The organism is Dyadobacter frigoris, from assembly GCF_005280585.1.
Lineage (GTDB): Bacteria > Bacteroidota > Bacteroidia > Cytophagales > Spirosomataceae > Dyadobacter > Dyadobacter frigoris.
The window spans coordinates 15,918-40,166 of record NZ_SZVO01000015.1; the positions used below are offsets into that span (position 1 = coordinate 15,918).

The window sequence follows — 24,249 nt, forward strand, 5'->3', positions numbered from 1 at the left end:
CTGATGCATCCAAATCTTCCGAAATTCATTCCCCGCGTTTGTTACGAAATCTTTGTCCGGTCGTTTTGTGATTCGAACGGAGATGGAATCGGAGATTTGAACGGAATTATTTCAAAACTGGATTATCTGGCCGATCTGGGTATAGAAGCTATTTGGCTGACACCGATTCATCCGGCTCCGAGTTATCATAAATACGACCCGGTTGATTATTACGGAATCGAACAGGAATTTGGAACGATGGAAGATTTCAAACGACTCCTTTCCGAAGCTCATGAAAGAGATATCGTTGTTTATCTGGATTTGATCGTTAATCACACCAGCACGTATCATCCCTGGTTTGCAGAAGCAAGTAAAGGTCTGAAAAATCCTTTCCGCCATTTTTACTGGTGGTTATCTCCCGAAAAAATAGAAGAGCTGGGAATCGCAGAAAGACAAACTTCTGACGATTCAGATGAGGTGTATCCCTGGCATGAAATACCGGGAGATAACGAAAAATATTACGGACTTTTCTGGAAAGGTATGCCGGATCTTAATTATGGTTCGGAGCCGTTGAAAAAAGAACTGGCTAAAATAATTACTTTCTGGCTTAAAGAAATTGGGATTGACGGATTTCGTCTTGATGCTGCACGCCATATTTATCCAATTTGGGAAAAAGAAAAAAATCACGGTTTCTGGGAATATTTTAATGATGTAGTCAGAAAAGCAAAACCCAATGCTTATACCGTGGCAGAAGTATGGGCGGAAACCTGGGAAGTGGCACCTTATCTGGAAAACCTTAACGCTACTTTTCATTTTGATCTGAGTTTCGCTTTACAACGCATCGTGATTCAGGAAAAAGATGAGAATCTGGTTCAGCAATTGCTGGCGAGTTATTCTCAATTTGAAGTTTTCAATCCGGATTTTATTGACGCCATCATGTTGACAAATCATGATCAGGACCGGATTGGAAGTGTTGTTGGTAATCATATTGGTAAAATAAAACTGGCGGCTACGCTTTTGCTTACTTTACCTGGCCAGCCCTATATTTATTATGGAGAGGAAATTGGTATGCTGGGGACGAAGCCAGATCCCCACATCCGCGAACCCTTTCTTTGGTCCGAAAATGAAACAGATCCAGGTAAAACAAACTGGCTGGAAGCAGAATTTTCAACTTTGAAAACGATAAAACCGCTTTCTGTACAAATTCAGGATACTGATTCGATTTATTCCCATTATAAAAAGCTGATCGATTTACGTAGATCTTTTGAGGCGCTGGGTCAAATTTTAAAACCAAATCTGGAAGAAGTTGAATCACTTGATAATGAAATCATCGCCTATATCCGCACGCATGAAACGGAACCGGTTTTGATCATTCATAATTTATGTAGTGAAATAAAAAATATCCGGCTTCCCGAGAGCATTGCAAATTTTCAGGATTTACTTTTTTCAACAAATAAATCTTTAATCCCAGAAAACGGTGAAATCGTATTGGCTCCATACGAAAGTCTGATTTTAAAAGAAAAATCAATGCCGATATCAGGTATTAATTTGCCAACAGTAGTTTAGTCGGCACTCCTATCTTTTTAAAGGATTACTGATAATTCCGGCTAATCTTATAAAAATGAAACTACGCCTCACATCTTTACTTCCCTGCTTATTTCTGGTTTTATCAATTTCTGCTTTTGCGCAGAAAACATATCCTGTACTTGGAAAGATTATTATCAACGATCCAAAGCTGGAAAAGCTGCTGCCAAAAAATGCAAAACTGGAAGTGATAGCAACAGGATTCGTCTGGTGTGAAGGGCCGGTCTGGGTGAAAGACGGAGGTTATTTGCTGTTTTCAGACGTTCCCAAAAACACGGTTTTCAAGTGGGACGAGAAAAATGAATTATCGCTTTTTCTAAAACCATCCGGATATACCGGACTGGGAGAATACAGCAACGAACGGGGAAGTAACGGGCTAACAATTGATAAAAAAGGAAGATTAATTTCCTGCGAACACGGCGATCGACGGATTTCAGCCATGCCTTTAAACGGAGGCGGGAAAATTACTTTATCAGATAATTTTGAAGGAAAACGTTTCAACAGTCCAAACGACGTAGTACAAAATCTGACAAACGGCAGCTATTATTTCACAGATCCGCCTTATGGTTTGGCAAAATATGAAATGGATTCCAGCCGTGAAACTTCTTATTTCGGCGTTTATCAAATCACACCAAGAGGCGAAACGAAACTAATAATTAAAGACTTAACCAGACCTAACGGATTGGCATTTTCAGCAGATGGAAAAACACTTTTCATCGCCCAGTCAGATCCGGAAAAAGCTTTTCTAATGTCTTATCCTGTTCAGACTGATGGATCGGTTGGAAAAGGAAAGTTATTTTATGATGCCACGCCTATGAGTAAAACGGGCCTGAAAGGTTTACCTGACGGACTTAAACTTGACATTGAAGGGAATATCTGGACTTCCGGACCAGGTGGAATATTGATACTATCTCCCGAAGGAAAACTTCTTGGAAAAATAGAAACAGACGGAGAACTTGCATCAAACTGCGCATGGGGAGACGACGGATCAACACTTTACATCACCGTCGACGGATATTTGTGCAGAATCAAAACAAGTACAAAAGGTGCAGACTGGTAAAATAAATAACATGGAAAATGTTTCCATGTTATTTATTTCCAATTCCTCTCAGACTGAGAAGCGTGGCTTCCACACTTTTGTGAACCATAGGCCAATTCGTCTTTCCTTCTTTGTACACCTTTACGTATGCTTTGTATAAAGCGATCTGGTTTGTATCCAGCGTATTCAACTCATTCGTCAGGGTTTCTCTTTCGGCAGCAGATGCATTTCGAAATTTTTCCAGTAAAACATCACGACGCCTTTCAACGATATCCAGCTCATAAAGTACCAGATCCCCCAACTTATCCATTTCAGCATACTGATTAAGGAGCTGTTGATTTGCTTCTGCCGTTGAATTATTTAAATTTCGAGAATCTGTACCAGAACGCAGGTCGGACTCACCAGTCGTTTTCAAATAGTCCTTTTTATATTTTACGTCCGACTGATCTGCTTTTCCGGTTGTGTAGGAAGTCGCAGATTTGATTACCGTTGTCGTGTCTCTTTGTACAGACGAACTGGAATAAGGTTGTTGCTTGCTGTAATCAGAAGAATCCGATTTACTCAGACTGCTTTTAAGATTTGCACAAGAAAAATTTAACAAAACAAGAAATGCAATTCCTGTTAAAACAAAGGCACGACGCATGGCTGTATCAATTAAAAGTTATGTCGTAATCCAACATTCAAATTTGGACTGAAATAAAGTACTTTGGGAAGCAATTCTACATAGCCGCCGCCTTCGATAAAAAAGGAAGTCGGTTTTTGAGCGAAGAAAAATTCCAGACCGCCCGTAAATGAAGGACCTGTTGAAATGTTGTTGGTATGCACTTCCTTATGAGTAACATTAGGATAATACTTTCGAGAATTTATCTGAATCCCAGCACCGCCATAAGCGATCATTCTGTCATTAAACATCGGTACAAACCATAAATAGCTGCCATTCAGCATGAAACCGATACTGGCATATTCTCCTTCACGGTAGGCTTTCTTTTTCAATAAACTCGAATAAGTACCAACTGTAATATCCAATGCGTTTTTGTCTCCATATTTTCGAAGATTAAAACCGGTCGGCTCCCCAACTTTTACACCCAATGCCCATTTTTCAGGCTGAGCCTGGGCTGTTGAAAAAGCAAAAATCAACGCAAAAAGTAAAAAAAATCTTTTCATAAACGTGTTACTAAAAAAATAAATATTAGAATATGATTTCCCATTTTTTAACGATGGCTTTCATCTCGTACATTAATAAAACTGAACCAATGCCAAAAAACGAATATTTATTGGGACGTATAAGTAGCAAATTGGTCACAAAAATACTCGTCCGGGAAAAGGTATAAATTGTTTCCTTTAAATCAAATTATCTGGCTGCCTTTGTTTCAGGATCATTTTATTTCTAATATTGACCCGACATTTCATTCTTCTAAACTAATAATTAGCCCTGTGGTTGATAATAAAAAGAGTAAAATCTTTAATTCTAAAGACTTAATTGCATATTTTCTTGTAGCCGGAACCGGGGCTGTTGTTCAGTTACTTTGTAGTAGTTTATTTAAAGACTGGTTTGGATTGACATTCCAGCAATCAATTTTACCGGCCTACGCAGCTTCTTTTGTAGTCGGTTTTGCACTTACCAAACTGTTTGCATTTAACGCCCGAAAAACGAATCAAACGAGACGGGAAATGGTTAAATTTTTGATGGTGGCCGTTTTTTCAGGATTTGTAACGTACATATTTTCAACTGGAGCTTACTACATTTCGGATCACTACTTCCAGCAATATAATTACCTTTTGCCTTGGTCAAAAAAACATGTGAATGTTAATGAAATGGCCTGTTATATCGTAGGAATGGGTTTTAGTTTTATCAGCAATTACATTTTGCATAAAACTTTTACTTTTAAAAGCACAGGTTTTTACAACCGGTTAAAAGTGCTGATCCGATAAATTTTAAAGTTTGCCACGAATACGCAAATTATCCCGAATATTTAAAAACCATTCGGGACAATTTGTGCATTTGTGGCAAGAATATTTAGGGCAATAATTAAATTCTTTCTACTATAATAGCCGATGCTCCTCCGCCTCCATTACAAATGGAAGCAAGTCCATAGCGTCCGTTTTTTTGTTCCAAAACAGAAAGCAAAGTTGTGACAATTCTAGCTCCTGAAGCCCCCAGTGGATGTCCAAGGGAAACTCCTCCACCAAAAACATTCACCCTTTCCCGATCCAGTCCCAGTTCTTTAATGTAAAATAAAGCAACGACTGCAAAGGCTTCATTGACTTCAAAATAATCGATATCCGAAATCGTCAACCCCGCTTTCTTTAAAACTTTTTGTGTCGCCAAAACAGGCGTGGTAGTAAACCACGCAGGATCTTGTTCGGCATCTGCATAAGCAACAATTCTGGCAATTGGTTTTAATCCGGATTTTAAAACTGTACTTGAACCAGCCAAAACTAATGCGGCTGCACCGTCATTAATTGTCGATGCATTGGCGGCTGTTACCGTTCCGTCAGGAGAAAAAACAGGTTTTAAAGAAGGAATTTTTTCAAACTTAACCCGCCTGAATTCTTCATCTTCTTCAACAAAAACCGAAGAACCACCTTTTGGAGAAATTACTTCAACCGGAGCAATTTCGTTTTTGAAATATCCATTTTCCGTAGAATCTGCACTTAATTTATAAGAGCGGATCGCAAATTCATCTTGCTCTTCTCTCGAAATACTATATTTCGAAGCTGTTTTATCTCCGCAAAGCCCCATTGCACTTTGGTCATAAACGTCAGTAAGTCCGTCTTTTACCAAACCATCGATAATTTCTCCATTTCCATAGCCATAACCAGTTCTCGCTTTTGGCAAATAATAGGGAATTTGTGACATATTTTCCATCCCACCAGCCACAATCACTTCTGCATCGCCAAGCTGAATAGCCTGAGCTCCAAGCATAACAGCTTTCATGCCGGAAGCACAAACTTTATTGACTGTCGTACAAATAACATCTGAAGATAATCCTGAAAAAATGGCAGCCTGCCGTGCAGGAGCCTGTCCCAAATTGGATGAAATTACATTTCCCATGTAAACTTCCTGTACTGAAGCCGGGTCAATTTTTGATTTTTCCAGTGCCCCCTTAATTGCGACAGCACCAAGGCGAGTAGCCGAAACGGAGGATAACGAACCGCCAAAACTGCCTATCGGTGTGCGGGCAGCAGCGAGAATAAAAACTTCTTCTTTCATGTTTTTGGTTTTGCTGATTTGTTTTAACAAATCAAAAGTTTATTGCCAGACTCTATTCGGTACAACAATAAATATAAGGAACCTGTCCTGAAATGAAGAAGTTTTTATTCTTTTGCGGCTATTTTAAATTGATTTACAATTTGTAACAATCATTTTAACCGTTTTTAAAGCTCTTCCGAACTCTCCGGCAGCCGGTCATATTCCCCTTTCACTCCGTAATAACCAAAAATCATAAGCCCGGCACAGATCGGGATAAATATGATAATAATGATCGACCATTGTAAAGTGGTGTTGGTACGGGCTATTCCAATGGTAGCGGCCGCAATTTTTTCAGCCGCCTGCATAAATAAAAATAGAATGATCGTCGGGCCTAAAATGATCCAGACAATTCCTAAAATTCTTTTTAAAGTATTCATATCTTTTTGCTTAATAATAGCTGATTTATAATGCTTTTCTCACTCTCAAATCTCAGAAATTTTAACTGCCGATAGCTGATTACCGACCGCTGAAAGCTCAATCTGTTACATCCCGGTCACCTTTGTTATTGATATAAACCGCTCCTATTACAAAGGATAATGATGCAATTCCGATCGGATACCATAATCCGGACAAAGGCGTCGAACCTTGAAATGATGCGACCAATGTTGCTATAAAAGGAACCAAACCGCCAAACACACCATTTCCTATATGATAGGGAAGTGACATGGAAGTGTATCTGATTTGCGTTGGGAACAATTCTACGAGAAATGCAGCAATAGGGCCATAAACCATGGTGACCAGCAATACCTGAAAAAATACCAGGGCGACAATGATCCAGAATGTGCTATTTGGCAAGGTTACGTCAGCGAAGGAAATCTTTTCCGTTGGAGACAATGTCTCGTCAGCGTGACGCGTGACCGTTTTTATTTCCTTGAAAGTGCTTCCGTTATTTAAGGTTTTTATCGTCGTGGTTGTAATCAGCGAATCTGCTTTTTCTGCTAAAAATTCCCTTGTTACAACCGGAGCAGATGTCGATTTCAATTCCGTTTTTTGAAATTCTCCGACATTTGTTGCATCAATAAAATACTGGTATATAGGACGATAAAATAAAATTCCGAGTAACATTCCTGAAAGCATAATCCACTTTCTTCCGACTTTATCACTCCATGAACCAAAGATTACGAAAAATGGCGTGGCAAATAAAATAGCCCAAAGAAGAATGTAACGTGATTCGTTGAAATCCAGTTTGCAGGTATTTTCCAGAAAAGATTGTGCGTAAAATTGACCCGTATACCAGATCACACCCTGCCCCATCGTCGCGCCGAAAAGGGCCAGCAATACCATTTTGAAATTTGCTTTTTTCTGGAAACTTTCTTTTAATGGATTGGCAGAGATTTTTCCTTCCGCTTTCAATTTTGAAAAAACCGGCGATTCGTGCATTTTCATTCGGATATAAATGGAAACGCCAACTAATAAAATGGATAGTAAAAATGGAATTCTCCATCCCCAATCGGCGAAAGCCGGTGCGCCAAGAATATTTTTCGTGGCAACAATAACGCCCAGCGAAAGGAATAATCCCAATGTTGCTGTTGTTTGTATCCAGCTTGTGAAAAATCCTCTTTTGCCGGCAGGTGCATGTTCCGCTACATAAGTCGCAGCGCCACCGTATTCACCACCGAGTGCCAAACCTTGAACGAGTCTTAAAATCAAAACCAGAATAGGCGCAGCGTAACCGATACTGGAATAAGAAGGAATTAAGCCAATCAAAAAGGTGGAGCCGCCCATCAAAACGAGCGTCAGTAAAAATGTATATTTTCTCCCGATCAAATCTCCCAGCCGACCAAAAACCAATGCGCCAAACGGCCTGACGATAAAACCTGCTGCAAAAATCGCCAGCGTATTGATCAATGCGGAGGCACCTGCGTCACTTGGAAAGAGCTGATGACCGATTATTACCGCCAGACTTCCGAAAATATAGAAATCATACCATTCAATTAATGTCCCGAGCGAGGAAGCTGCGATCACTTTTGTGATGCTTTGTGTAACATTGTCTTTGGGTGTACTCATTGATCAGCAAGTGGTAAGTATTGAACGTGAGAGGATTTGCCTGATACGGCAAATGCTTATTTAGCAGAATAAGGCGTAAATGCAGTTTCAATACTCATTTTAAAACGAAAAAGCCTCCCAAATAAATTGGGAGGCTCCTAAAAAAGCTTGCTTATTTTATACGGACAATGTGTTTTTTCTACCACTCGTCCTCGTCGTCATCTTCCAGACTGTCCAATGGCGCATCTTCGATTTCATCTGTAATATCATCAATATCATCGTCATCCGATTTTCTCAGCAAATCCGGATCATCTTTCGGCATACGGCCCTCAGGCGTATTTTCCGGGAAATTAGGATATACTGGTGGTTCCAAAATTGGCTTACCTGTATCTAAAACGTCCGAATCTTTTCTTTTCGTTATCATGATAATTTCAGTTTAAAACGTTGACTACTAAACTAATCTGTAACTGGTTTTCAAATAATCATTCCTATAAATTTTCACGCCTGACCTCTGATTAATTGTAGAGAATTTTCCGTTTTTGTAAGAAGATATACGCTCGGATTTTTATTGGCTAAATTATTGATGGCCGGGATAAATATTGATCTGATTATTATTTGAAACAGAAATAACAGCCAGATTTGGTATTATCTAAAAACCTCATGAAATTGCCGGCCTGCTTTAATCCGGAAGGATTTCTGTTTCCCGAATCTCCTAAACCATAAAAAAATGTTAGAAAAAATTGCACTCCTGTTTTTACTGACAGCCGGAGTTTTTTATCAAAATCCTGTGAATGCCGGCACAGCAGATTCTACACTTACTGTCAAAAAAACCAGCGACTTCAAAGTCAACGGTGAAGGTTCCGCAGCAAACTGGTCGGCTGCCGGCTGGTTCGATATTACAGTTCAAAAAGGGCCTAATCAGCCTGTTCCGGGAAAACAGTTTCCTACGAGGGTTAAAATCCTGTATTCCGACAAAGGAATTTATTTTTTGTTTGATTGTACCGACAAAAAACTGACGTCGACCATTATGGAAGATTTTGGCACTTTGTTTAAAGAAGATGTCGTAGAGGTTTTTCTATGGCCGGACAGCTCTGAACCGATTTATCTTGAATATGAAGTTTCTCCGCTTAATTATGAGCTGGCGATTCTCGTACCAAACATTAAAGGACGGGCACAAGGCTGGAAACCATGGCTTTACGACGACCGTAACAAAGTGCAGCACGAAACCAGCGCGCAAGGCGGACAAAAGAAAAGCATGGCATCCGTTGAAGGATGGAAAGCTGAGTTTTTCATTCCCTATGTTTTGATGAATCCGATTGTACAATCTCCGCCAAAATCAGGTGAAAAGTGGAGAGGAAATTTTTATCGTATTGATTATGATGATAAAGAAACTGCATATTATTCCTGGCAGAAAACAAGTGGAAGTTTTCACGATTTTAAAAAATTCGGTACACTCATTTTTGAATAAATTTAATCAAATAAGAACTAAACCATGAAACAAACCATTCTTACATTCATCTGTTTAATCGCAGCGACCATGACTTTTGCCCAGAAACCGAAAACCAGGGAAATTCTTTACATCGGCACTTATACTCAAAAAGGTGAAGGAATTTACGTGTATGATTTTGACAGAAGTACAATGACTTTTAAAGAAATACAGGTTTTGACCAATAAAAACAGTCCGTCATTTCTTGAATTTCACCCGAATAAAAAATTCCTTTACTCCGCCAATGAAGATAACAATACGATTTCGTCATATAAAATTGATCAGGTAACGGCCAAACTTACGCCGATCAACGAAAAATCATCTGTTGGAAAAGGGCCTTGCCATGTAAGTGTGGATCCGAAAGGACGGTTTATTTATGTTTCCAATTATGGCAGCGGTTTGCTGGCTGTTTATTTATTGAACGAAGACGGAAGCATAGGCGAACTGGCCGATCAGATTCAGGATAAAGGTTCTGCTACTCAAAAACCACATATGCATTCGGTAATTCCGTCGGCGGATGGTAAATTTATCTATGCTTCGGATCTTGGGATCGACAGAATTATGGTTTACCTGGTTGATCAGAAAACCGGAAAACTGACGCCCGGTGCAGTGCCATATGCAGAAGTAAAAGCGGGCGACGGTCCGCGCCATTTTGCCATTCATCCAAACGGAAATTTTGGCTATTCTGCCTGTGAGTTAAATTCGGTTGTCAATGCTTTTCAAATTGTAAAAAATACAGGAGCGCTGGTTCCAATTGAACGCGTGAGTATGCTTCCTGCTGATTTCAAAGGAAAAAGTTTTGCTGCGGATATCCATTTTTCGCCGGATGGAAAATTCCTTTACGCCTCTAACCGCGGACATGAAAGTCTTGTCGTATATGCGGTAGATGCAAAAACCGGAAAACTGACCACGGTCGGATTCCCTGAAACACACGGAAAACATCCACGGAATTTTATGGTTGACGCCAAGGGAGAATTGGTGATTGTGACCAACCGTGATAATAACAATGTTGTTTTCTTTAAAAGAAATGCCGCAACTGGTTTGCTGACTTATACTGAAAAAGAGATTAGTATTCCTACTCCGGTTTGTGTGAAGCAGTTGTTTTTGAAATAAATAGTCATTTATTAATTCATAAGCCAGTTAACTCTGATTTAAAATTCAGTTAACTGGCTTATTGTTTGTAAAAATTTACAATTCTATTGCAAGCAATTCAGATCCAAGACGATGCAAGGCTGCTTCAATTTTTTTAACCTGTGCCTGGCGAGGTTTTTTCAACCCGGAAGCGTAATGATTCAACTGCTTCTCATTAATTCCTGTAAGCCGGGCAATTCCTGTTTGATTAAAAATACTTTTGTAATACTCTAACAAACTTTCAACATCAAATTTCCATATAATCTGGTAATCGCCTTTTAAGGCAGCCGGAATATTATCCGGAGAAAATGTTTTAATAATATCAATGCAATTAAGGGCTGACATTTTTGCCTCTTGAATGGTATCTCCTATCCCGGTAATCATTTCTACGTTTTCAGCATAGGCGCCATAATTATCCTTGCCACGCTCAATAATAATTTTTATCTTTTTCATATCAATGTTGTTCAAGATTATTTTAAACCCATTTCTTTGAGAATTTTTTTCCTCAAACCTTCACTTATTTCTTGCGAGCTATGAAACGGTACCGAATACCTACGTCCACCCTTTTCATAAATGTAATGACTACCATTTGTTCGAATATTTACCCAGCCATTACGCCTGATAAGTCTGTGAAATTCGGAAGATTTCATAATAATGTTAGCAAATAAATAGTGTATGTGTTTTCACAAAGATATATAATAATATACCTTTCAACAATATTCCAATAACAATAAAGTCTGTTTTCTCAATTGATATCGAAAAAACAGACTTTATTGTTATTCTTAAATATTACTTTTTAGTTTCTTTTGGTTTCTTTCTTCACTCCCCTCTCTTCACAAACCTCCCGGAAAAAACATTCGTAGCCTTCCCATCCTTAAACACCACTTTTCCATTAACCCAAACCATCAAAATCCCATCAGACAAAGCTTTTGGATTAGCAATTGTTGCATTGTCTTTTACTGTTTCAGGATCAAATAAAACCAGATCTGCGTAGTAATTGGGTGTAACAATACCTCTGTTTTTGATTCCCGTATTTTCCGCCGCCAGGCCTGTCATTTTATAAACCGCAGTTTCAAGCGACATAATTTTTTGCTCTCTTACATATTTTCCTAACACACGTGGAAAAGATCCATGACCACGCGGATGTCCGCCTACACTACCGTCTGAACAAATACTGCTATTTGGCCACGCCAGAAAATTAATCACATCCTCTTCTGCCATCGACGTTGCAGCAATTACCGACGTGCCATCTTTTTCTTCTGCTTCACGCACAATGCGCATCAGCGCTTTGGCAGGACTTTCCTGATTCATTACGCCAATTTCAGTAACTGTTTTTCCTTCAAAAGATTTATTGGCAGAAAAATTAGTGATATAAGACTGCGCAGGATCGAACAATTGCTTGGTCGCGAAAATCGCGCTTTCTTCATTATTGAAATCCTTTTTCGGGAATAAAACCCGCGGCGTCGACATCCACATTTGATACGGATAAACATCTGCCGTTATATTAACTCCTTCCGATCGCGCTTCTGCCAGTTGCGCGAGAATATCATGCGATTTCCCCCACTTACTTACCATCGCAATTTTCAAATGAGAAATCTGAACCGGTATTTTTGCTTTTTTCCCAATCTGGATAATCTCGTCCAGCGACTCTTCCAAATTCATATCTTCACTCCTGATGTGACTAATATACCTTCCGCCTTTTGATGCAGCAACTTTTGCCAGATCCACCACTTCGTCGCGGTTGGAGTAAAATGCATCTTCATATTCCAGTCCTGTCGCCAAACCGAGAGAACCCTTATCGAGTTCTCTTCCTAAAATAACTCTCATCGAATCTAGTTCCGATGGCTTGGAAGTACGAAAAAGCTTATTGCCCATAACCATCGAACGCATCATACCATGACCGGTATACGTTGCCACATTTGTGCTCACCGGTTTATTTTTCATCCGGCTTTGAATACTGTCAATTGGTATTCCACCACCATCCTGCCCAACCATAATCGTTGTAATTCCCTGACTAATCGTAGAAAGGGATTCTGGATTATCTTCCAGTCCGCGGTCATGATGACTGTGGCTGTCTATAAAACCTGGCGCCAGTACTTTGCCATTTCCATCAATTACTTCTTCGTTTTTAAAAGCTGTCAAATCGCCAATATCACGGATTTTTGCATCAATCAGTCTCACGCTTACCTTTCTGCCTGCTGTTCCTGTTCCGTCAATCAGGTTTACATTACTGATCAGGCTTGTTACCGGCACTTTAATTGGCCTTCCTTCAAAAAGACTTGTAACCAGTCCGGCAGCCCGATAATTTCCGGAATTGTCAAGAACAATCAGCGTTTCATTGGTTTTAATATGCCTGACAATCATCGTATTAAATCCAACCCAGCCACCGGAATGCTGAACAATTTCACCCGGCTTGGGAATAAACCAGCCAAAACCATAACCGGTTTCTCTTCCGTTATTCAGTTTCCCGGAAGTGATTGCTTCCTGAAAAGTGGCTTTTTTTACAAGTTTTTCGGTATACAAAGCCTGGTCCCATTTGTAGAGATCTTCAACGGTTGAATAAATATTTCCATCACCAACCACGCCATCAAAACGCACCAGATCATTCAAAACTTTCTTCCCTGCTTCAATCTTAAAACCGAAAACCCGGCTTGGCGGATACGTTTTCATTTTCAGCGTGTAAACATAGGAATGGGTCATATTTAATGGATCAGCAATATATTTCTTAAAAAACCGGTCGGCAGGCATACCAGAAAGTTCTTCAATGATAGAAGCCAAAGTTGTGTAATTAGTATTGCAATATTCAAATTTCTCTCCCGGCTGAAAAACCAGATCCGGCTTTTTGATTGCTATTAATTCGAGAAGCGATTCGTTGGTGAGCGTATCCAGCAATCCCATATTATTCCGGGCAAAATCAAAATACTCAGGCAAACCGGAAGTATGGTTCATCAATTGACGCACCGTTATCTGGTCATAAGGAAATTCGGGCAAGTAACGATTGACTTTATCATCAAACTTCAATTTCCCCTGCTCCTTCAGAATCATCGCCATCATGGTATAAAACTGCTTGGAAACCGAAGCGAGATTAAATGCCGAGGCAGTGGTAAGAAGTTTGTTATCAGGCGTATTGGTTATTCCATAGGCCTTTTTGAAGATTGTTTTCCCATTTTTACCAATCAAAACAGTACCGTTAAACAAATCTCTTTCTTGTAAATAAGTAAGTAATGAATCTACTTTTTGAGCTTTTTTACTGATTTGTGCCTGGGTGAAAAATGGGAATAGTAATACTAATAGAAGTAATCTTTTCATAACGTAATCTGAAGAGTTTTGGGTTAATGGCAATAAGCCACTAATTTATATCAAACACTCGCAAATCATACTACTTCCGGATTTATAAAGCTTTATTTATGATTTTTTGCTTTTACAAACGTCATTTATTTCATCGTTAGTACTCACTTGCGAACTCAATTTTGGAAATTTTAGAAGGAAAATATTTGTAAATTATTGAAGTTGAAGAAATAATCTTCATAACTCCTCTCTTCTTTCTTCAATAACCGAATCACTAAATGAACCTTTGTAATTTTCCAGATTCTTTTGGCTTTTCGCAAAGGAGAAATCGGATAACAACAGCCCCTTATCCGATTTAATTTCCACATCCTCTAAAAAAGTAACTAAAACTTTAACAGGATTATCTGAAGGGAAGTCATTATCCAGTTTCACATAACCGTTTTGATATGTTCCAACAACTGCTACCATAATTTTTGATTTTAGTTACTTAAACAAATATACATTTTAAATCGGAAATTGTTCAAAAGTCAAAAGTGAGTGTACAATCTCCTCTCATATGATTTACAAATACTTAGTAAATGACATAAAATTCATAATTCTCGAAGCCAATTATCAATTCTGCATTACTCAAAATAAAAAATTACCAAAATCAACTATCACCAAACTATATTTTTATAATTTCGTCAATCGAAAAAAATAATTACACCAAAAAGAGTATCATTAGATATTTGCTGCATCTTTTCTCTGTCAATCTTTAAAATAGATTTTGACAAATCCTAATCACCTTTTCCAGTCAAATGTACATTATGATAAACCGCAGAGATTTAATCAAACACCTTTCTACTTTTCCTCTTCTTGGTGGGATTTTGGGACAATCCAGTCTGGATCCTTTGAGCTTTACCGCCAAACTTCCGGTCAGGAATCTGGCGAAAGAACTTGGCATACGTACTTTTATTAATGCAGCGGGTACCTACACATTCATGACGGGCTCATTGATGCAGGACGAAGTCGTTGAGACAATTCAGGGAGCTGCGAAAGAATTCATGATCCTGGACGAAGTACAAACCAAAGTTGGAGAAAAAATTGCAGCACTTACACACGCAGAAGCAGCCGTGGTGACCGCCGGTTGCTTTTCTGCATTAACGCTTGGACTGGCCGGGGTTTTGACCGGAATGGATCCCAAAAAAGTAGAAGCTTTACCGCATCTTGAAGGTACGGGGATGAAATCGGAAGTGATTATCCAGAAAGGACATAATATTGGATATTCTCATGCTTTGACAAACACGGGCTGCACAATTATTTCGGTTGAAACATTGGAAGATCTTGAAAAAGCGATCAATGAAAAAACGGCTTTGATGTGGTTTTTGAATATCCAGGCAGATCAGGGACAGATCAAACATGAAAAGTGGATTGAAGTTGCAAAAAGTAAAGGAATTGCAACCATGATTGATATGGCTGCTGACGTTCCTCCTGTTGAAAACCTTTGGAAATTCAATGACATGGGCTTTGATCTGGTTTGTGTTTCTGGTGGAAAAGCGATGCGCGGACCGCAAAGTGCAGGAATTTTGATGGGCAAAAAGAACCTGATCGAAGCCGCTAGATTAAGCATGCCTCCACGCGGTTCAACCATCGGACGCGGTATGAAAGTGAATAAAGAAGAAATCCTGGGCATGTATGTTGCGCTGGATAACTTCGTCAAAATGGATCACAAAAAGGAATGGAAAATGTGGGAAGACCGGATCGCTTTGATCAGCAACGCTGCTAAAAGTGTAAAAGGTGTTAACGTTGAGACCTTCGTTCCCGAACTTGGAAACCATACTCCGACATTGAAAGTATCCTGGGATCTGACAAAACTCAATCTTCCGGTAAAAACTTTGCAGGATAATCTTCGTAATGGAAACCCCTCGATTGAAATTATGCCCGCTGACGGCAGTTCATTGACCATTACTTCGTGGATGCTGAAATCCGGTGAAGAAAAAATAGTTGCAGCAAGATTGAAAGAAGAATTATCAAAAGCGGCCGTTTAAAATTCTGCCTTTGAATAATTATTTCCTAAGCCTGAATTTCACTATGAAAAATAAATACTTCTTAATTTTTTGCCTGGTTTGCCTGAACACCTTTGCCGTAAGCGCCCAGACTTATAGCATTTTGATCAAAGGCGGTACCGTCATCGACCCGAAAAATAATCTCAACCAAATTATGGATATAGGGATTTTTGAGGGAAAAGTTAAAAAGATAGCAAAGGATATTGATCCAAAAGAAGCTGCAAAAGTTGTGGATGCAAAAGGCATGTACGTAACGCCCGGCCTTATTGATATTCACGGACACGTATTTTTCGGTACCCAGCCAGACCATTATTTAAGCAATGGTCTGGTGGCATTGCCACCTGATGGTTTCACCTTTCGCGTTGGGGTTACTACCATTGTTGATGCTGGTGGCGCCGGTTGGGAAGCTTTTCCCGAGTTTAAAAAGAACGTCATTCTGCATTCAAAAACGCGCGTTTTATCGTTCCTGAATATTGTCGGAGCGGGTATGCGTGGCGGTCAATATGAGCAGGATACCAGTGATATGGATGCGCACATGGCGGCGGCCGTAGCGTTGAAAAACAAAAATGATGTGGTTGGATTTAAAGCAGCACATTTCGTAGGTGCCGACTGGAAACCAATCGAACGCGTTGTTGAAGCTGGAAAATTGGCAAATATGCCGGTTATGATTGATTTTGGAGGTAACAATCCTCCGCTTTCTCTTGAAACATTATTTACAAAATATCTTCGCCCCGGAGATATTTTTACTCATGCCCTTACCAATCTGGAAGGAAATGTAAGAGAAACCATTGTAGACGAAAAAACCGGGAAAGTAAAGCAGTATGCGCTGGATGCGCGTAAAAAAGGGATAATTTTCGATGTGGGTTACGGAGGCGCAAGTTTCAATTATTCCCAGGCCATTCCAGCTATCAAAAACGGATTTCTTCCAAACACGATTAGCACTGATTTACATACCGGCAGTATGAATTCTTCCATGAAAGATATGTTGAGTATTATGTCTAAATTTCTGGTGATGGGTGTTGATCTTCCAACCGTAATCAAAGAAAGCACCTGGGCACCCGCACAGGTTATCAAGCGTGAAAATCTGGGTCATCTTTCTGAAAATGCAATTGCAGACATTGCAATTTTTTCCATGCGTGAAGGCAAATTCGGGTTTTATGACCGGACTGGTTACAAAATGGAAGGCAAACAAAAACTGGAATGTGAAATGACGATCATGGGTGGAAAAATTGTCTACGATCTGAACGGAATCGCTTTACCGACAGCAAAATAACACGAATTATTAAACTCACTGAACTCTAAAAATTACTACATGAAAAGGATTTCTAATTTTTCCCTGTCAACGCTGGCTTTCACATTTTGCTTTGCAGTATTATCCATCGCGGCACAGGCACAGGCGGTTACCGATTTTGAAGCTCGAATTAAAGAGAAAAATATCAAATTGATCAAACCGGTTGCTCCTATTGCCAATTACGTAAAAGCAGTGCAGGTAGGAAATCTGGTTTATCTATCAGGACATGGACCAGACAAACCGGAAGGCGGACAAATGATTGGGAAAGTTGGAACTGAATTAACGTTGGAACAGGGAAAAGAAGCAGCGCGTCTGACAGGAATTTCTCTTGTTTCAACGTTAAAAGGATTTTTAGGCGGTGATTTGAACAAAGTAAAAAGAATTGTAAAACTTCTGGGTATGGTTAACGCCGGACCTGATTTCGGTCAGCACCCCATGGTAATTAATGGCTGTTCGGATCTGCTGGTAGAAATATTCGGAGAAAATGGAAAACACGCGCGTTCGGCCGTAGGAATGGGATCTCTCCCAGGAAATATCCCGGTAGAAATCGAAATGATCGTAGAACTCAAATAAGTTAATAAACTATTTCATAAGCCCAAGCTAATAGCTAAAACCTACCTCGACATCCCTAAACCCGTCGATTGTGAACTTAAAAATTGCTTCCTCTTTACTCGTTATTCTTGTTACAGGTTTTGTAACCAGACCGCAGCCCGACGTCGTCAATGCAAAAAACGGCGGACTATTTTTACCCGACGGCTTCGAAGCCGTCGTTGTCGTTGACAGCCTTCCCGGTCGGGCCCGACATATTGCCGTAAATGAAAACGGCGATATTTATGTAAAAGCCAGGTTTGCGGATAAAAACGAATCCGTGATTGCGCTTCGTGATACCAATCATGATGGTCGCGCCGATATCATCAAACGTTTTGGCGGTTCTAAAAAAGAACATGGCTATGGAACCGGCGTGCGGATTCATAACGGTTATATTTATTTCAGTTCTGAACTGATCGTTTATCGTCAGAAACTTACGCCGGGAAAACTGATTCCTGAGGGAAAAGAAGAAATCATTATGACCGACGATCATGCACACGGAATGCATGAGCACATTGCAAAACCGATTTCCTTTGACAATAAAGGTAATATGTACATTCCGTTTGGAGCACCTTCCAATGCCTGCGAAGAACTATTTCGTATGCCAAGTTCTGCGGGGATGACGCCCTGTCCGTTTTTGGAAGATCATGGTGGAGTCTGGCGTTTTGATGCCAATAAGCTGAATCAAACACAAAAGGACGGTTACCGTTATGCGACCGGAATTCGCAGCGTTGTAGCAATGGACTGGAATAATGCTGATGATAATTTATATCTCGTGCAGCATGGACGAGATGATTTATTACGTTTATGGGCAGGTGTTTATTCGCCCTGGCAAAGTGCGGTTTTGCCTTCGGAAGAATTTGTACGAATAAAAGAAGGTACTAACCTTGGCTGGCCTTATTGTTATTATGATCAGATTCAGCAGAAAAAAGTACTCGGCCCTGAATATGGCGGAGATGGAAAAATTGTTGGAAATTGTGGTATTTATGAAAAACCGCTAATAGGATTTCCCGGTCACTGGGCACCCAATGATCTTCTTTTCTATCAGGGAAATCAATTTCCTGATCGTTACAAAAATGGCGCTTTCATCGCCTTTCACGGCTCAACAAACCGGGCTCCTTATCCGCAATCAAGCTATATTATTGGTTTTGTACCTTTTCAAAACGGTCAGCCTTCGGGTGGTTGGGATATTTTTGCTGATGGTTTTGCCGGTGTTGATCCAATTGTCAATACCAGTGATGCTGCATACCGGCCAATGGGAATTGCTATGGGGCAGGATGGTTCTCTTTATTTTGCTGAAACTGAAAAAGGGAAAATCTGGAAAGTCACATACAAAGGGGATAAATCCAAATTTGCCAGCACTGCTTTAGAACAAATGGAGAAGAGAAAAACCATGTCACATATTCGCACGCCGGATGTTGTCAATGATAATCTCGACAAAGACAAACCCGTTGCGGGCGGAAAAGTTTACAGTGTGTATTGTGCTGCCTGTCACCAGAGAAATGGCCAGGGTGATTCCCAAAGATTCCCACCACTCGCAGGTTCGGAATGGGTTACTGGCGACAAGAAAAAGCTAATTCATGTATTGTTAAAAGGTCTGGATGGTCAAGTTGAAGTAAAGGGCAAACCTTACAACAACATTATGCCAAATCACAGCTTTCTGAAAAACGAGGAGATCGCCGAAGTATTAACTTTTATCAGACAAAGCTTTGGAAATAATTCGTCCGCCATTGACGCTAATGATATCAAAAAAGAGCGTAAAGCGTTGAATATAAACGATTAAAAAAACAAATTCCTAAACAAAAATAATTCATTAAATGATTTTAAACAAAAAGATAGCCGCAAGCTTTTTAGTCTGTATAGGGATTGGGGCCGTTGGTTTGTCTTCCTTCACCGGAAGCAACCAACCGGCTCATAGTCAGGATCGCTGGATTGCACCATCCTGGGCGGATACGCTTGTCAGTCCATACCATGATGAACCGCTAACACTCGCAAATGGCGAAGAATTATTTGGTCTCTATTGCGCATCCTGCCACGGTGAAAGTGGATATGGCGATGGCGCTGCCGGCGGTGCATTAGGCCAGAAACCTGCCAACTTTCATGATTCCCTGGTAAAAAAACAAACCAACGGTGCATTGTTCTGGAAAATGTCAAATGGAAAAGGAAATATGCCTCCTTTTCAGGACGTTTTTACGGCTGAACAAAGATGGCAGCTGGTAGCTTATCTGAGAAAATTATCTGTGACCGAATAACATTTCCTGGACCTGAAAAATGAAAAAAATCCTGAATCCATTTTTAAAAGTAAATCTGTTAGCTTTTGGAATTTTAGCCATTCCACATTTGAATTTCGCACAGGGAGGCCGCGACCAGCCTACGCAGACGCCCCATCCGTTACGTGATGATATCAAAATAGAAGCCTATATGAAAGTAGAGCCGGAAGCGGTAAGGTTAATCCAGAATCCGGTAAGCGGCGATTTGTATTATACCAGTTTTGACGGCGACGTTTTTCACATCGTAAAAAAAGACGGACAACCTGCGAGTGTAAAAATCCTGACAGCAACCGATCATGGAATAACCCGTTTGCAGGGGGCGGCTTTTCATAAAAACACGCTTTTTCTTACCGGAAATATCAACGTAAATAATAACAAAGGCAACAAGGGAAGAATGGTTCGTTACGAATTGAAACCGAACGACGAAAAACCGGACATGACTGTTGTTTTTAACACCGTTGAATATGGTGCAAATAAAACCACCTTTGACCATGGCTGGAATGCTTTGGAAATAAGTCCGGATGGCAAATATATTGTAGTAAATTCCGGTGCAAGAACGGATCATGGTGAGGTGCAGGACAACGGCGGTATTTATCCAAATGCCCGCGACAAAGCATTAACCACAAAAATTTACCGTTTCCCGATCGACTCGAAAGATCTCTTACTGGTTGATGATACCGATAAATTAAAAGAACAAGGTTTCATTTTCGCTGAAGGAATCCGGAATGCCTATGATATGGCTTATGATGGAAAAGGAAATCTTTTTGCCGTTTCAAATTCTGGTGATTACGATCATCCGGAAGATATGTTCTGGGTGCGGCAGGGACGCCATTATGGTTTTCCATGGGTGATGGGCGGCATTGATAACCCGCAGCAATATCCTGACTGGCAGCCAAATCCGGATACGGATCCTTTCCTGAGCAAATTCGCTTTTGCCTGGCTGATGAAATATTTCCATAATGATCCGGATTTCCCAAAAAGACCAGCCGGTGTAACTTTTACGCCTGCCGTTCAGAATCTTGGACCGGATGCAAATGAATACCGCGACCGTAAAACAGGCGTTGTGATGGATGGAGATACAACCGGCGTTACCGTAGGAACTTTCAACGCACATTCATCTCCATTGGCTTTAATTTTCGATAAGGACAAGGCACTTTCGAAGGAATTTAAAGGAGACGGATTTGTGATGCGTTATGCGGGTGGTGGCAAAGCGGGTGCGGCCAATCCGAATGTATTACGCAGACAAGGAAAAGATTTGCTTCATTTGCATTTAATCTATGATAAAAAAGCAGACAATTATAAAGTGCAAACCACGAGGATCGTTGATAACTTTACGAGCCCTACCGATGCGCTGCTGATTGGCAATGAAATGTACATTATCGAATATGGCGGAAAACAAGGCGGAACAAAATCAGGAGGTACACTTTGGAAAATCACTTTACCGGGCGATGCCAAAGTTTTGAAGAAAATGAAAAAAGCATAATAAAATCCTTAACAATAATCTTAATTAACCATAACATGAAAACGGAAAGAAGATCGATCCTCAAAAAATTATTTACATCCATTGCCGGTGTGGCAGGTTTGGGAACCATCTCAAAAGCAGCGGATACAACGCCTGAAAAAGAAGTTGGTAACATTACTACTATTCAGGATGTTCCGCTATTTTCAGGACATACCAAATTTAACAATATGGTTTTTGTAGCCGGAAAAGGCGCTCACTTTGAAGGTGATATTACAGCTCATACAAAACATGTGCTGGATGAAGTTGAAAAAGAATTGATCGCGGCGGGTTCTTCTATGAGCAAAGTATTGAAATGCAGCGTTTTCCTTCACGATCTTGGAGATTATAAAGCGATGAACGAAGCCTACAAAGGACGTTTTGGAGATAAACCACCCGTTCGTACTACGGTTGCCGTTTATGGCGGTGTTCCGGGAAATTCACTGGTTGAAATTGACTGTATTGCTTACATCTAGTAGCTGAATGTCAGTCCAACGCTTTTAGATTGAAAGAAGTCAACTTAAAAAAGTTGACTTCTTTCTTTAGTATCTTATCTATTCAGACAATAAAAAATTTCACCTTATTTCGAATTTCTATAAATAATCAATATATAATTCTGGCAAATAATATTTTCTGCTCCTTAAATTTCTTATTTCAATAAATTGACTGTTAATTTACAATAGCAATCACCTATATTCTTGGATAAAAAGCAACGCATTCTTTTAGAAAATGAAATTCTTCTGGATCTCTGGCAGCAATCAAAAGCCGGAGATAGTGCTGCTTTTTGCCAGCTTGCCGACAAATTATACCGGACACTCTTCAATTACGCTACAAGTTTCACCAACGACCGGGAATATATCAAAGATGCCATCCAGGAATTGATGCTGCATATCTGGGAGAAAAGACAAACAATTAATATCCAGTTTGTTACTATCTATTTTTTAAAATCGCTGCGCAATCAAATCTTACAGGAATTCCGCCGGAACAAACATATTTATCCTTATCTGGACCTGGACGAGATTGAAGAAATCACGGATAATCATACCATTGAAACGGAGATAGAAGAAACAGAAAACTATCATGAAAGTCAGCGCAAGGTCAGGAATGCAATCAATGAACTTCCCAAACGCCAGAAAGAAGCCATCTTTCTGAAATTTTATGAAGGTTTGGAAAATGAACAGATCGCCGATATGATGCAGGTTAACCGTCAATCGGTAGCCAATTTATTATTTAAAGCCATTACCACCTTAAAAAGCCAAATTCCATTACTAAGCCACTGGATATTAATAATTTACATGTTAATTTATTAATATTACACTCCTGCAACCTACCTACCTCCCAGTAGTTTATTTCCCTCTTTCAAAAAAAGTCAAAAAATAATTTTACAAAAAAGAGTATTGACATACTTTTTCTGCATCCTTTATTTGAATTCGCAATACTACGCTTGAACTATGCTACCTGATTACAGAAATTTACAACCCGAAGAACTTGCCACCGATCCTTCATTCCGGCTTTGGAAAATATCCAATAACGCTGAAGAAGGCATATTTTGGTCAAAATGGTTGTCTGAAAATCCTGATAAGCAGGAATTAGTAAATAAGGCATCGCATTTACTGGATACCGTTTTAAATTCCTTTGATTCAATATCGGATGACGAAGTAACCAGTGAAATACACCGTTTGTCTTATTCACTGGGTGAGAAAAATGCAAAAGCTTCAAGATCTATTTTCTTATTTCGTCCGGAATGGTATAGTGTTGCAGCCTCGGTTCTGATGATTATAGGCTTTGGCTGGTGGTTTTTCAACAAAAATTCTCCTGCTGAAAAAACGAATTTACTTTACAAAGAAATCATAAGCCAGATCAAGGAGCCCCTTATTCAGGAAGTTAACAATACAAACAAACCAAAACTTGTGGCTTTGCAGGATGGAAGCTCAGTGCTTTTGCAGCCTCAGAGCCGCATTAGTTATCCAAGTTCTTTCACCGGAGCAAAACGCGAAGTCTTTCTTTATGGTGAAGCTTTTTTTGAAGTAGCAAAAAATCCGGATCAGCCTTTCTTTGTTTATGCTAATGGTCTGGTTACAAAAGTTTTAGGAACCAGTTTTATCATCAGCGCTTTTGAAACAGAAAAAGATGTAAAAGTGGTCGTAAAAACTGGAAAAGTATCTGTTTTTGCTTTAACCGATGAAAATCTGGAAACACAGCAGGCTGATAATAAATTAGGAGGAATGGTACTTACGCCAAATCAACAGATTGTTTTCTCACCAATCAATCTGCGGTTTACAAGAAGCCTGATCGCTGACCCTGAACTACTTGACATGCCAATACAGAAACAATCTTTCAACTTTAAGGGAACGCCTATTAAAGAAGTATTTGCAGCATTAGAAAATTCTTACGGCGTAAAAATTCTTTTTGATGCCGAAATCATGAAAAACTGCTACCTCACAGCGTCTTTGTCAGACGAACCTTTGTTTGAAAAAATAGATTTGATTTGCCGTACCATCAACGCAACACATGAACAGCTTGATGCCAGTATCATTATTTCGAGCAAAGGATGCTCATATCCATCTGAAAATCAATAGTTAAAACAATTCCAAAGTCAGATTACACGCATCGCAACCAGATAAAAGAGTACGATTACCAGAAAAAAACAGTAACCAAGCAACCTATACTATTTAAACTATCTGAATGACAAGCCTATGACTATAACCTGTCCCTGACTCCTAAAAAAAAGTGTCGATGATGCGCCAACATCACCGACCACCAATCATCCCCATTTTGTAAGCTCATTACACCTTCCGCGTTACGCGGATA

General features: G+C 39.8%; 24 protein-coding genes. 14 read left to right on the forward strand and 10 right to left on the reverse strand.

Features of this window, described 5'->3' with window-relative positions:
• The first annotated feature begins 3 nt into the window (after positions 1–3).
• Both FDK13_RS26345 and FDK13_RS26350 read left to right on the forward strand, forming a co-directional pair.
• Positions 4–1,545 carry an alpha-amylase family glycosyl hydrolase gene (locus FDK13_RS26345; RefSeq protein ID WP_137343015.1) on the forward strand — a complete coding sequence of 514 codons (1,542 nt, stop codon included), beginning with the start codon at positions 4–6 and terminating at the stop codon, positions 1,543–1,545.
• Between the two features lie 55 nt (positions 1,546–1,600).
• Positions 1,601–2,623: an SMP-30/gluconolactonase/LRE family protein gene (locus FDK13_RS26350; protein WP_137343016.1), complete on the forward strand. Its 1,023-nt coding sequence runs from the start codon at positions 1,601–1,603 to the stop codon at positions 2,621–2,623.
• Positions 2,624–2,651: 28 nt separating this feature from the next.
• Here FDK13_RS26350 and FDK13_RS26355 read toward each other — a convergent pair whose 3' ends face one another.
• Positions 2,652–3,245: a hypothetical protein gene (locus FDK13_RS26355; protein ID WP_137343017.1), complete on the reverse strand. Its 594-nt coding sequence runs from the start codon at positions 3,243–3,245 to the stop codon at positions 2,652–2,654.
• A gap of 11 nt (positions 3,246–3,256) precedes the next feature.
• Entirely contained in the window at positions 3,257–3,766 is a 510-nt protein-coding gene (locus FDK13_RS26360) for a hypothetical protein (RefSeq protein ID WP_137343018.1), read from the reverse strand.
• Between the two features lie 270 nt (positions 3,767–4,036).
• Between FDK13_RS26360 and FDK13_RS26365 the strand changes: the two genes are divergently transcribed.
• Positions 4,037–4,534, forward strand: coding sequence for a GtrA family protein (locus tag FDK13_RS26365; protein WP_137343019.1), 498 nt, complete (start codon positions 4,037–4,039; stop codon positions 4,532–4,534).
• Positions 4,535–4,631: 97 nt separating this feature from the next.
• Here FDK13_RS26365 and FDK13_RS26370 read toward each other — a convergent pair whose 3' ends face one another.
• The 4 genes from FDK13_RS26370 to FDK13_RS26385 all read right to left on the reverse strand — a co-directional run bounded on the left by FDK13_RS26370 (position 4,632) and on the right by FDK13_RS26385 (position 8,265).
• Positions 4,632–5,816, reverse strand: a complete 1,185-nt coding sequence (locus FDK13_RS26370) for an acetyl-CoA C-acyltransferase (RefSeq protein WP_137343020.1) — start codon at positions 5,814–5,816, stop codon at positions 4,632–4,634.
• 164 nt (positions 5,817–5,980) lie between these two features.
• Positions 5,981–6,232 carry a DUF6814 family protein gene (locus FDK13_RS26375; RefSeq protein ID WP_137343021.1) on the reverse strand — a complete coding sequence of 84 codons (252 nt, stop codon included), beginning with the start codon at positions 6,230–6,232 and terminating at the stop codon, positions 5,981–5,983.
• A 97-nt stretch (positions 6,233–6,329) separates the two neighbouring features.
• Positions 6,330–7,862, reverse strand: a complete 1,533-nt coding sequence (locus tag FDK13_RS26380) for an MFS transporter (RefSeq protein ID WP_137343022.1) — start codon at positions 7,860–7,862, stop codon at positions 6,330–6,332.
• A 178-nt stretch (positions 7,863–8,040) separates the two neighbouring features.
• On the reverse strand, positions 8,041–8,265 hold the full coding sequence (locus FDK13_RS26385) for a hypothetical protein (RefSeq protein WP_137343023.1): 225 nt from the start codon (positions 8,263–8,265) through the stop codon (positions 8,041–8,043).
• 303 nt (positions 8,266–8,568) lie between these two features.
• Here FDK13_RS26385 and FDK13_RS26390 point away from each other — a divergent pair, with 303 nt between their 5' ends.
• Both FDK13_RS26390 and FDK13_RS26395 read left to right on the forward strand, forming a co-directional pair.
• The gene (locus FDK13_RS26390; RefSeq protein ID WP_137343024.1) at positions 8,569–9,309 is read left to right on the forward strand and encodes a carbohydrate-binding family 9-like protein; all 741 of its coding nucleotides are present in this window, start codon (positions 8,569–8,571) and stop codon (positions 9,307–9,309) included.
• A 24-nt stretch (positions 9,310–9,333) separates the two neighbouring features.
• A complete protein-coding gene (locus FDK13_RS26395) occupies positions 9,334–10,440 on the forward strand; it encodes a lactonase family protein (protein ID WP_229216223.1) in 1,107 nt (368 codons plus the stop codon).
• A 75-nt stretch (positions 10,441–10,515) separates the two neighbouring features.
• On the opposite strand, the gene FDK13_RS26400 is transcribed toward FDK13_RS26395, so the two are convergent.
• The 4 genes from FDK13_RS26400 to FDK13_RS26415 all read right to left on the reverse strand — a co-directional run bounded on the left by FDK13_RS26400 (position 10,516) and on the right by FDK13_RS26415 (position 14,214).
• Complete coding sequence (locus tag FDK13_RS26400; RefSeq protein WP_137343025.1) at positions 10,516–10,911, reverse strand: type II toxin-antitoxin system HicB family antitoxin; 396 nt, start codon at positions 10,909–10,911, stop codon at positions 10,516–10,518.
• 17 nt (positions 10,912–10,928) lie between these two features.
• Positions 10,929–11,108, reverse strand: coding sequence for a type II toxin-antitoxin system HicA family toxin (locus FDK13_RS36710; protein ID WP_137343026.1), 180 nt, complete (start codon positions 11,106–11,108; stop codon positions 10,929–10,931).
• Positions 11,109–11,277: 169 nt separating this feature from the next.
• Positions 11,278–13,767 (reverse strand): serine hydrolase, encoded by a 2,490-nt coding sequence (locus FDK13_RS26410; protein ID WP_137343027.1) that lies wholly within the window; start codon positions 13,765–13,767, stop codon positions 11,278–11,280.
• Between the two features lie 216 nt (positions 13,768–13,983).
• Complete coding sequence (locus FDK13_RS26415; protein WP_137343028.1) at positions 13,984–14,214, reverse strand: hypothetical protein; 231 nt, start codon at positions 14,212–14,214, stop codon at positions 13,984–13,986.
• Positions 14,215–14,552: 338 nt separating this feature from the next.
• On the opposite strand from FDK13_RS26415, the gene FDK13_RS26420 reads away from it, so the two are divergent.
• The 9 genes from FDK13_RS26420 to FDK13_RS26460 all read left to right on the forward strand — a co-directional run bounded on the left by FDK13_RS26420 (position 14,553) and on the right by FDK13_RS26460 (position 24,017).
• Positions 14,553–15,773: an aminotransferase class V-fold PLP-dependent enzyme gene (locus FDK13_RS26420; protein ID WP_137343029.1), complete on the forward strand. Its 1,221-nt coding sequence runs from the start codon at positions 14,553–14,555 to the stop codon at positions 15,771–15,773.
• Between the two features lie 43 nt (positions 15,774–15,816).
• Entirely contained in the window at positions 15,817–17,064 is a 1,248-nt protein-coding gene (locus FDK13_RS26425) for an amidohydrolase/deacetylase family metallohydrolase (RefSeq protein WP_137343030.1), read from the forward strand.
• A 39-nt stretch (positions 17,065–17,103) separates the two neighbouring features.
• Positions 17,104–17,655, forward strand: a complete 552-nt coding sequence (locus tag FDK13_RS26430; RefSeq protein WP_137343031.1) for a RidA family protein — start codon at positions 17,104–17,106, stop codon at positions 17,653–17,655.
• 67 nt (positions 17,656–17,722) lie between these two features.
• The gene (locus tag FDK13_RS26435) at positions 17,723–19,453 is read left to right on the forward strand and encodes a PQQ-dependent sugar dehydrogenase (protein WP_137343032.1); all 1,731 of its coding nucleotides are present in this window, start codon (positions 17,723–17,725) and stop codon (positions 19,451–19,453) included.
• 34 nt (positions 19,454–19,487) lie between these two features.
• On the forward strand, positions 19,488–19,922 hold the full coding sequence (locus FDK13_RS26440) for a c-type cytochrome (RefSeq protein WP_137343033.1): 435 nt from the start codon (positions 19,488–19,490) through the stop codon (positions 19,920–19,922).
• Between the two features lie 19 nt (positions 19,923–19,941).
• A complete protein-coding gene (locus tag FDK13_RS26445) occupies positions 19,942–21,423 on the forward strand; it encodes a PQQ-dependent sugar dehydrogenase (RefSeq protein ID WP_220417431.1) in 1,482 nt (493 codons plus the stop codon).
• 35 nt (positions 21,424–21,458) lie between these two features.
• Positions 21,459–21,914: a RidA family protein gene (locus tag FDK13_RS26450; RefSeq protein WP_137343034.1), complete on the forward strand. Its 456-nt coding sequence runs from the start codon at positions 21,459–21,461 to the stop codon at positions 21,912–21,914.
• A 222-nt stretch (positions 21,915–22,136) separates the two neighbouring features.
• Positions 22,137–22,748: an RNA polymerase sigma factor gene (locus FDK13_RS26455; protein WP_137343035.1), complete on the forward strand. Its 612-nt coding sequence runs from the start codon at positions 22,137–22,139 to the stop codon at positions 22,746–22,748.
• A 141-nt stretch (positions 22,749–22,889) separates the two neighbouring features.
• Positions 22,890–24,017 (forward strand): FecR family protein, encoded by a 1,128-nt coding sequence (locus FDK13_RS26460; RefSeq protein ID WP_137343036.1) that lies wholly within the window; start codon positions 22,890–22,892, stop codon positions 24,015–24,017.
• Positions 24,018–24,249 lie beyond the last annotated feature (232 nt).

Bases quoted from the DNA above. Each gene is read 5' to 3' on its own strand.
- FDK13_RS26415 (WP_137343028.1), bottom strand. From the start codon at position 14,214: ATGGTAGCAGTTGTTGGAACATATCAAAACGGTTATGTGAAACTGGAT.
- FDK13_RS26370 (WP_137343020.1), bottom strand. From the start codon at position 5,816: ATGAAAGAAGAAGTTTTTATTCTCGCTGCTGCCCGCACACCGATAGGC.
- FDK13_RS26355 (WP_137343017.1), bottom strand. From the start codon at position 3,245: ATGCGTCGTGCCTTTGTTTTAACAGGAATTGCATTTCTTGTTTTGTTA.
- FDK13_RS26360 (WP_137343018.1), bottom strand. From the start codon at position 3,766: ATGAAAAGATTTTTTTTACTTTTTGCGTTGATTTTTGCTTTTTCAACA.
- FDK13_RS26385 (WP_137343023.1), bottom strand. From the start codon at position 8,265: ATGATAACGAAAAGAAAAGATTCGGACGTTTTAGATACAGGTAAGCCA.
- FDK13_RS26440 (WP_137343033.1), top strand. From the start codon at position 19,488: ATGATTTTAAACAAAAAGATAGCCGCAAGCTTTTTAGTCTGTATAGGG.
- FDK13_RS26395 (WP_229216223.1), top strand. From the start codon at position 9,334: ATGAAACAAACCATTCTTACATTCATCTGTTTAATCGCAGCGACCATG.
- FDK13_RS26450 (WP_137343034.1), top strand. From the start codon at position 21,459: ATGAAAACGGAAAGAAGATCGATCCTCAAAAAATTATTTACATCCATT.
- FDK13_RS26350 (WP_137343016.1), top strand. From the start codon at position 1,601: ATGAAACTACGCCTCACATCTTTACTTCCCTGCTTATTTCTGGTTTTA.
- FDK13_RS36710 (WP_137343026.1), bottom strand. From the start codon at position 11,108: ATGAAATCTTCCGAATTTCACAGACTTATCAGGCGTAATGGCTGGGTA.
- FDK13_RS26390 (WP_137343024.1), top strand. From the start codon at position 8,569: ATGTTAGAAAAAATTGCACTCCTGTTTTTACTGACAGCCGGAGTTTTT.
- FDK13_RS26445 (WP_220417431.1), top strand. From the start codon at position 19,942: ATGAAAAAAATCCTGAATCCATTTTTAAAAGTAAATCTGTTAGCTTTT.
- FDK13_RS26375 (WP_137343021.1), bottom strand. From the start codon at position 6,232: ATGAATACTTTAAAAAGAATTTTAGGAATTGTCTGGATCATTTTAGGC.
- FDK13_RS26430 (WP_137343031.1), top strand. From the start codon at position 17,104: ATGAAAAGGATTTCTAATTTTTCCCTGTCAACGCTGGCTTTCACATTT.
- FDK13_RS26380 (WP_137343022.1), bottom strand. From the start codon at position 7,862: ATGAGTACACCCAAAGACAATGTTACACAAAGCATCACAAAAGTGATC.
- FDK13_RS26410 (WP_137343027.1), bottom strand. From the start codon at position 13,767: ATGAAAAGATTACTTCTATTAGTATTACTATTCCCATTTTTCACCCAG.
- FDK13_RS26345 (WP_137343015.1), top strand. From the start codon at position 4: ATGCATCCAAATCTTCCGAAATTCATTCCCCGCGTTTGTTACGAAATC.
- FDK13_RS26425 (WP_137343030.1), top strand. From the start codon at position 15,817: ATGAAAAATAAATACTTCTTAATTTTTTGCCTGGTTTGCCTGAACACC.
- FDK13_RS26460 (WP_137343036.1), top strand. From the start codon at position 22,890: ATGCTACCTGATTACAGAAATTTACAACCCGAAGAACTTGCCACCGAT.
- FDK13_RS26420 (WP_137343029.1), top strand. From the start codon at position 14,553: ATGATAAACCGCAGAGATTTAATCAAACACCTTTCTACTTTTCCTCTT.
- FDK13_RS26400 (WP_137343025.1), bottom strand. From the start codon at position 10,911: ATGAAAAAGATAAAAATTATTATTGAGCGTGGCAAGGATAATTATGGC.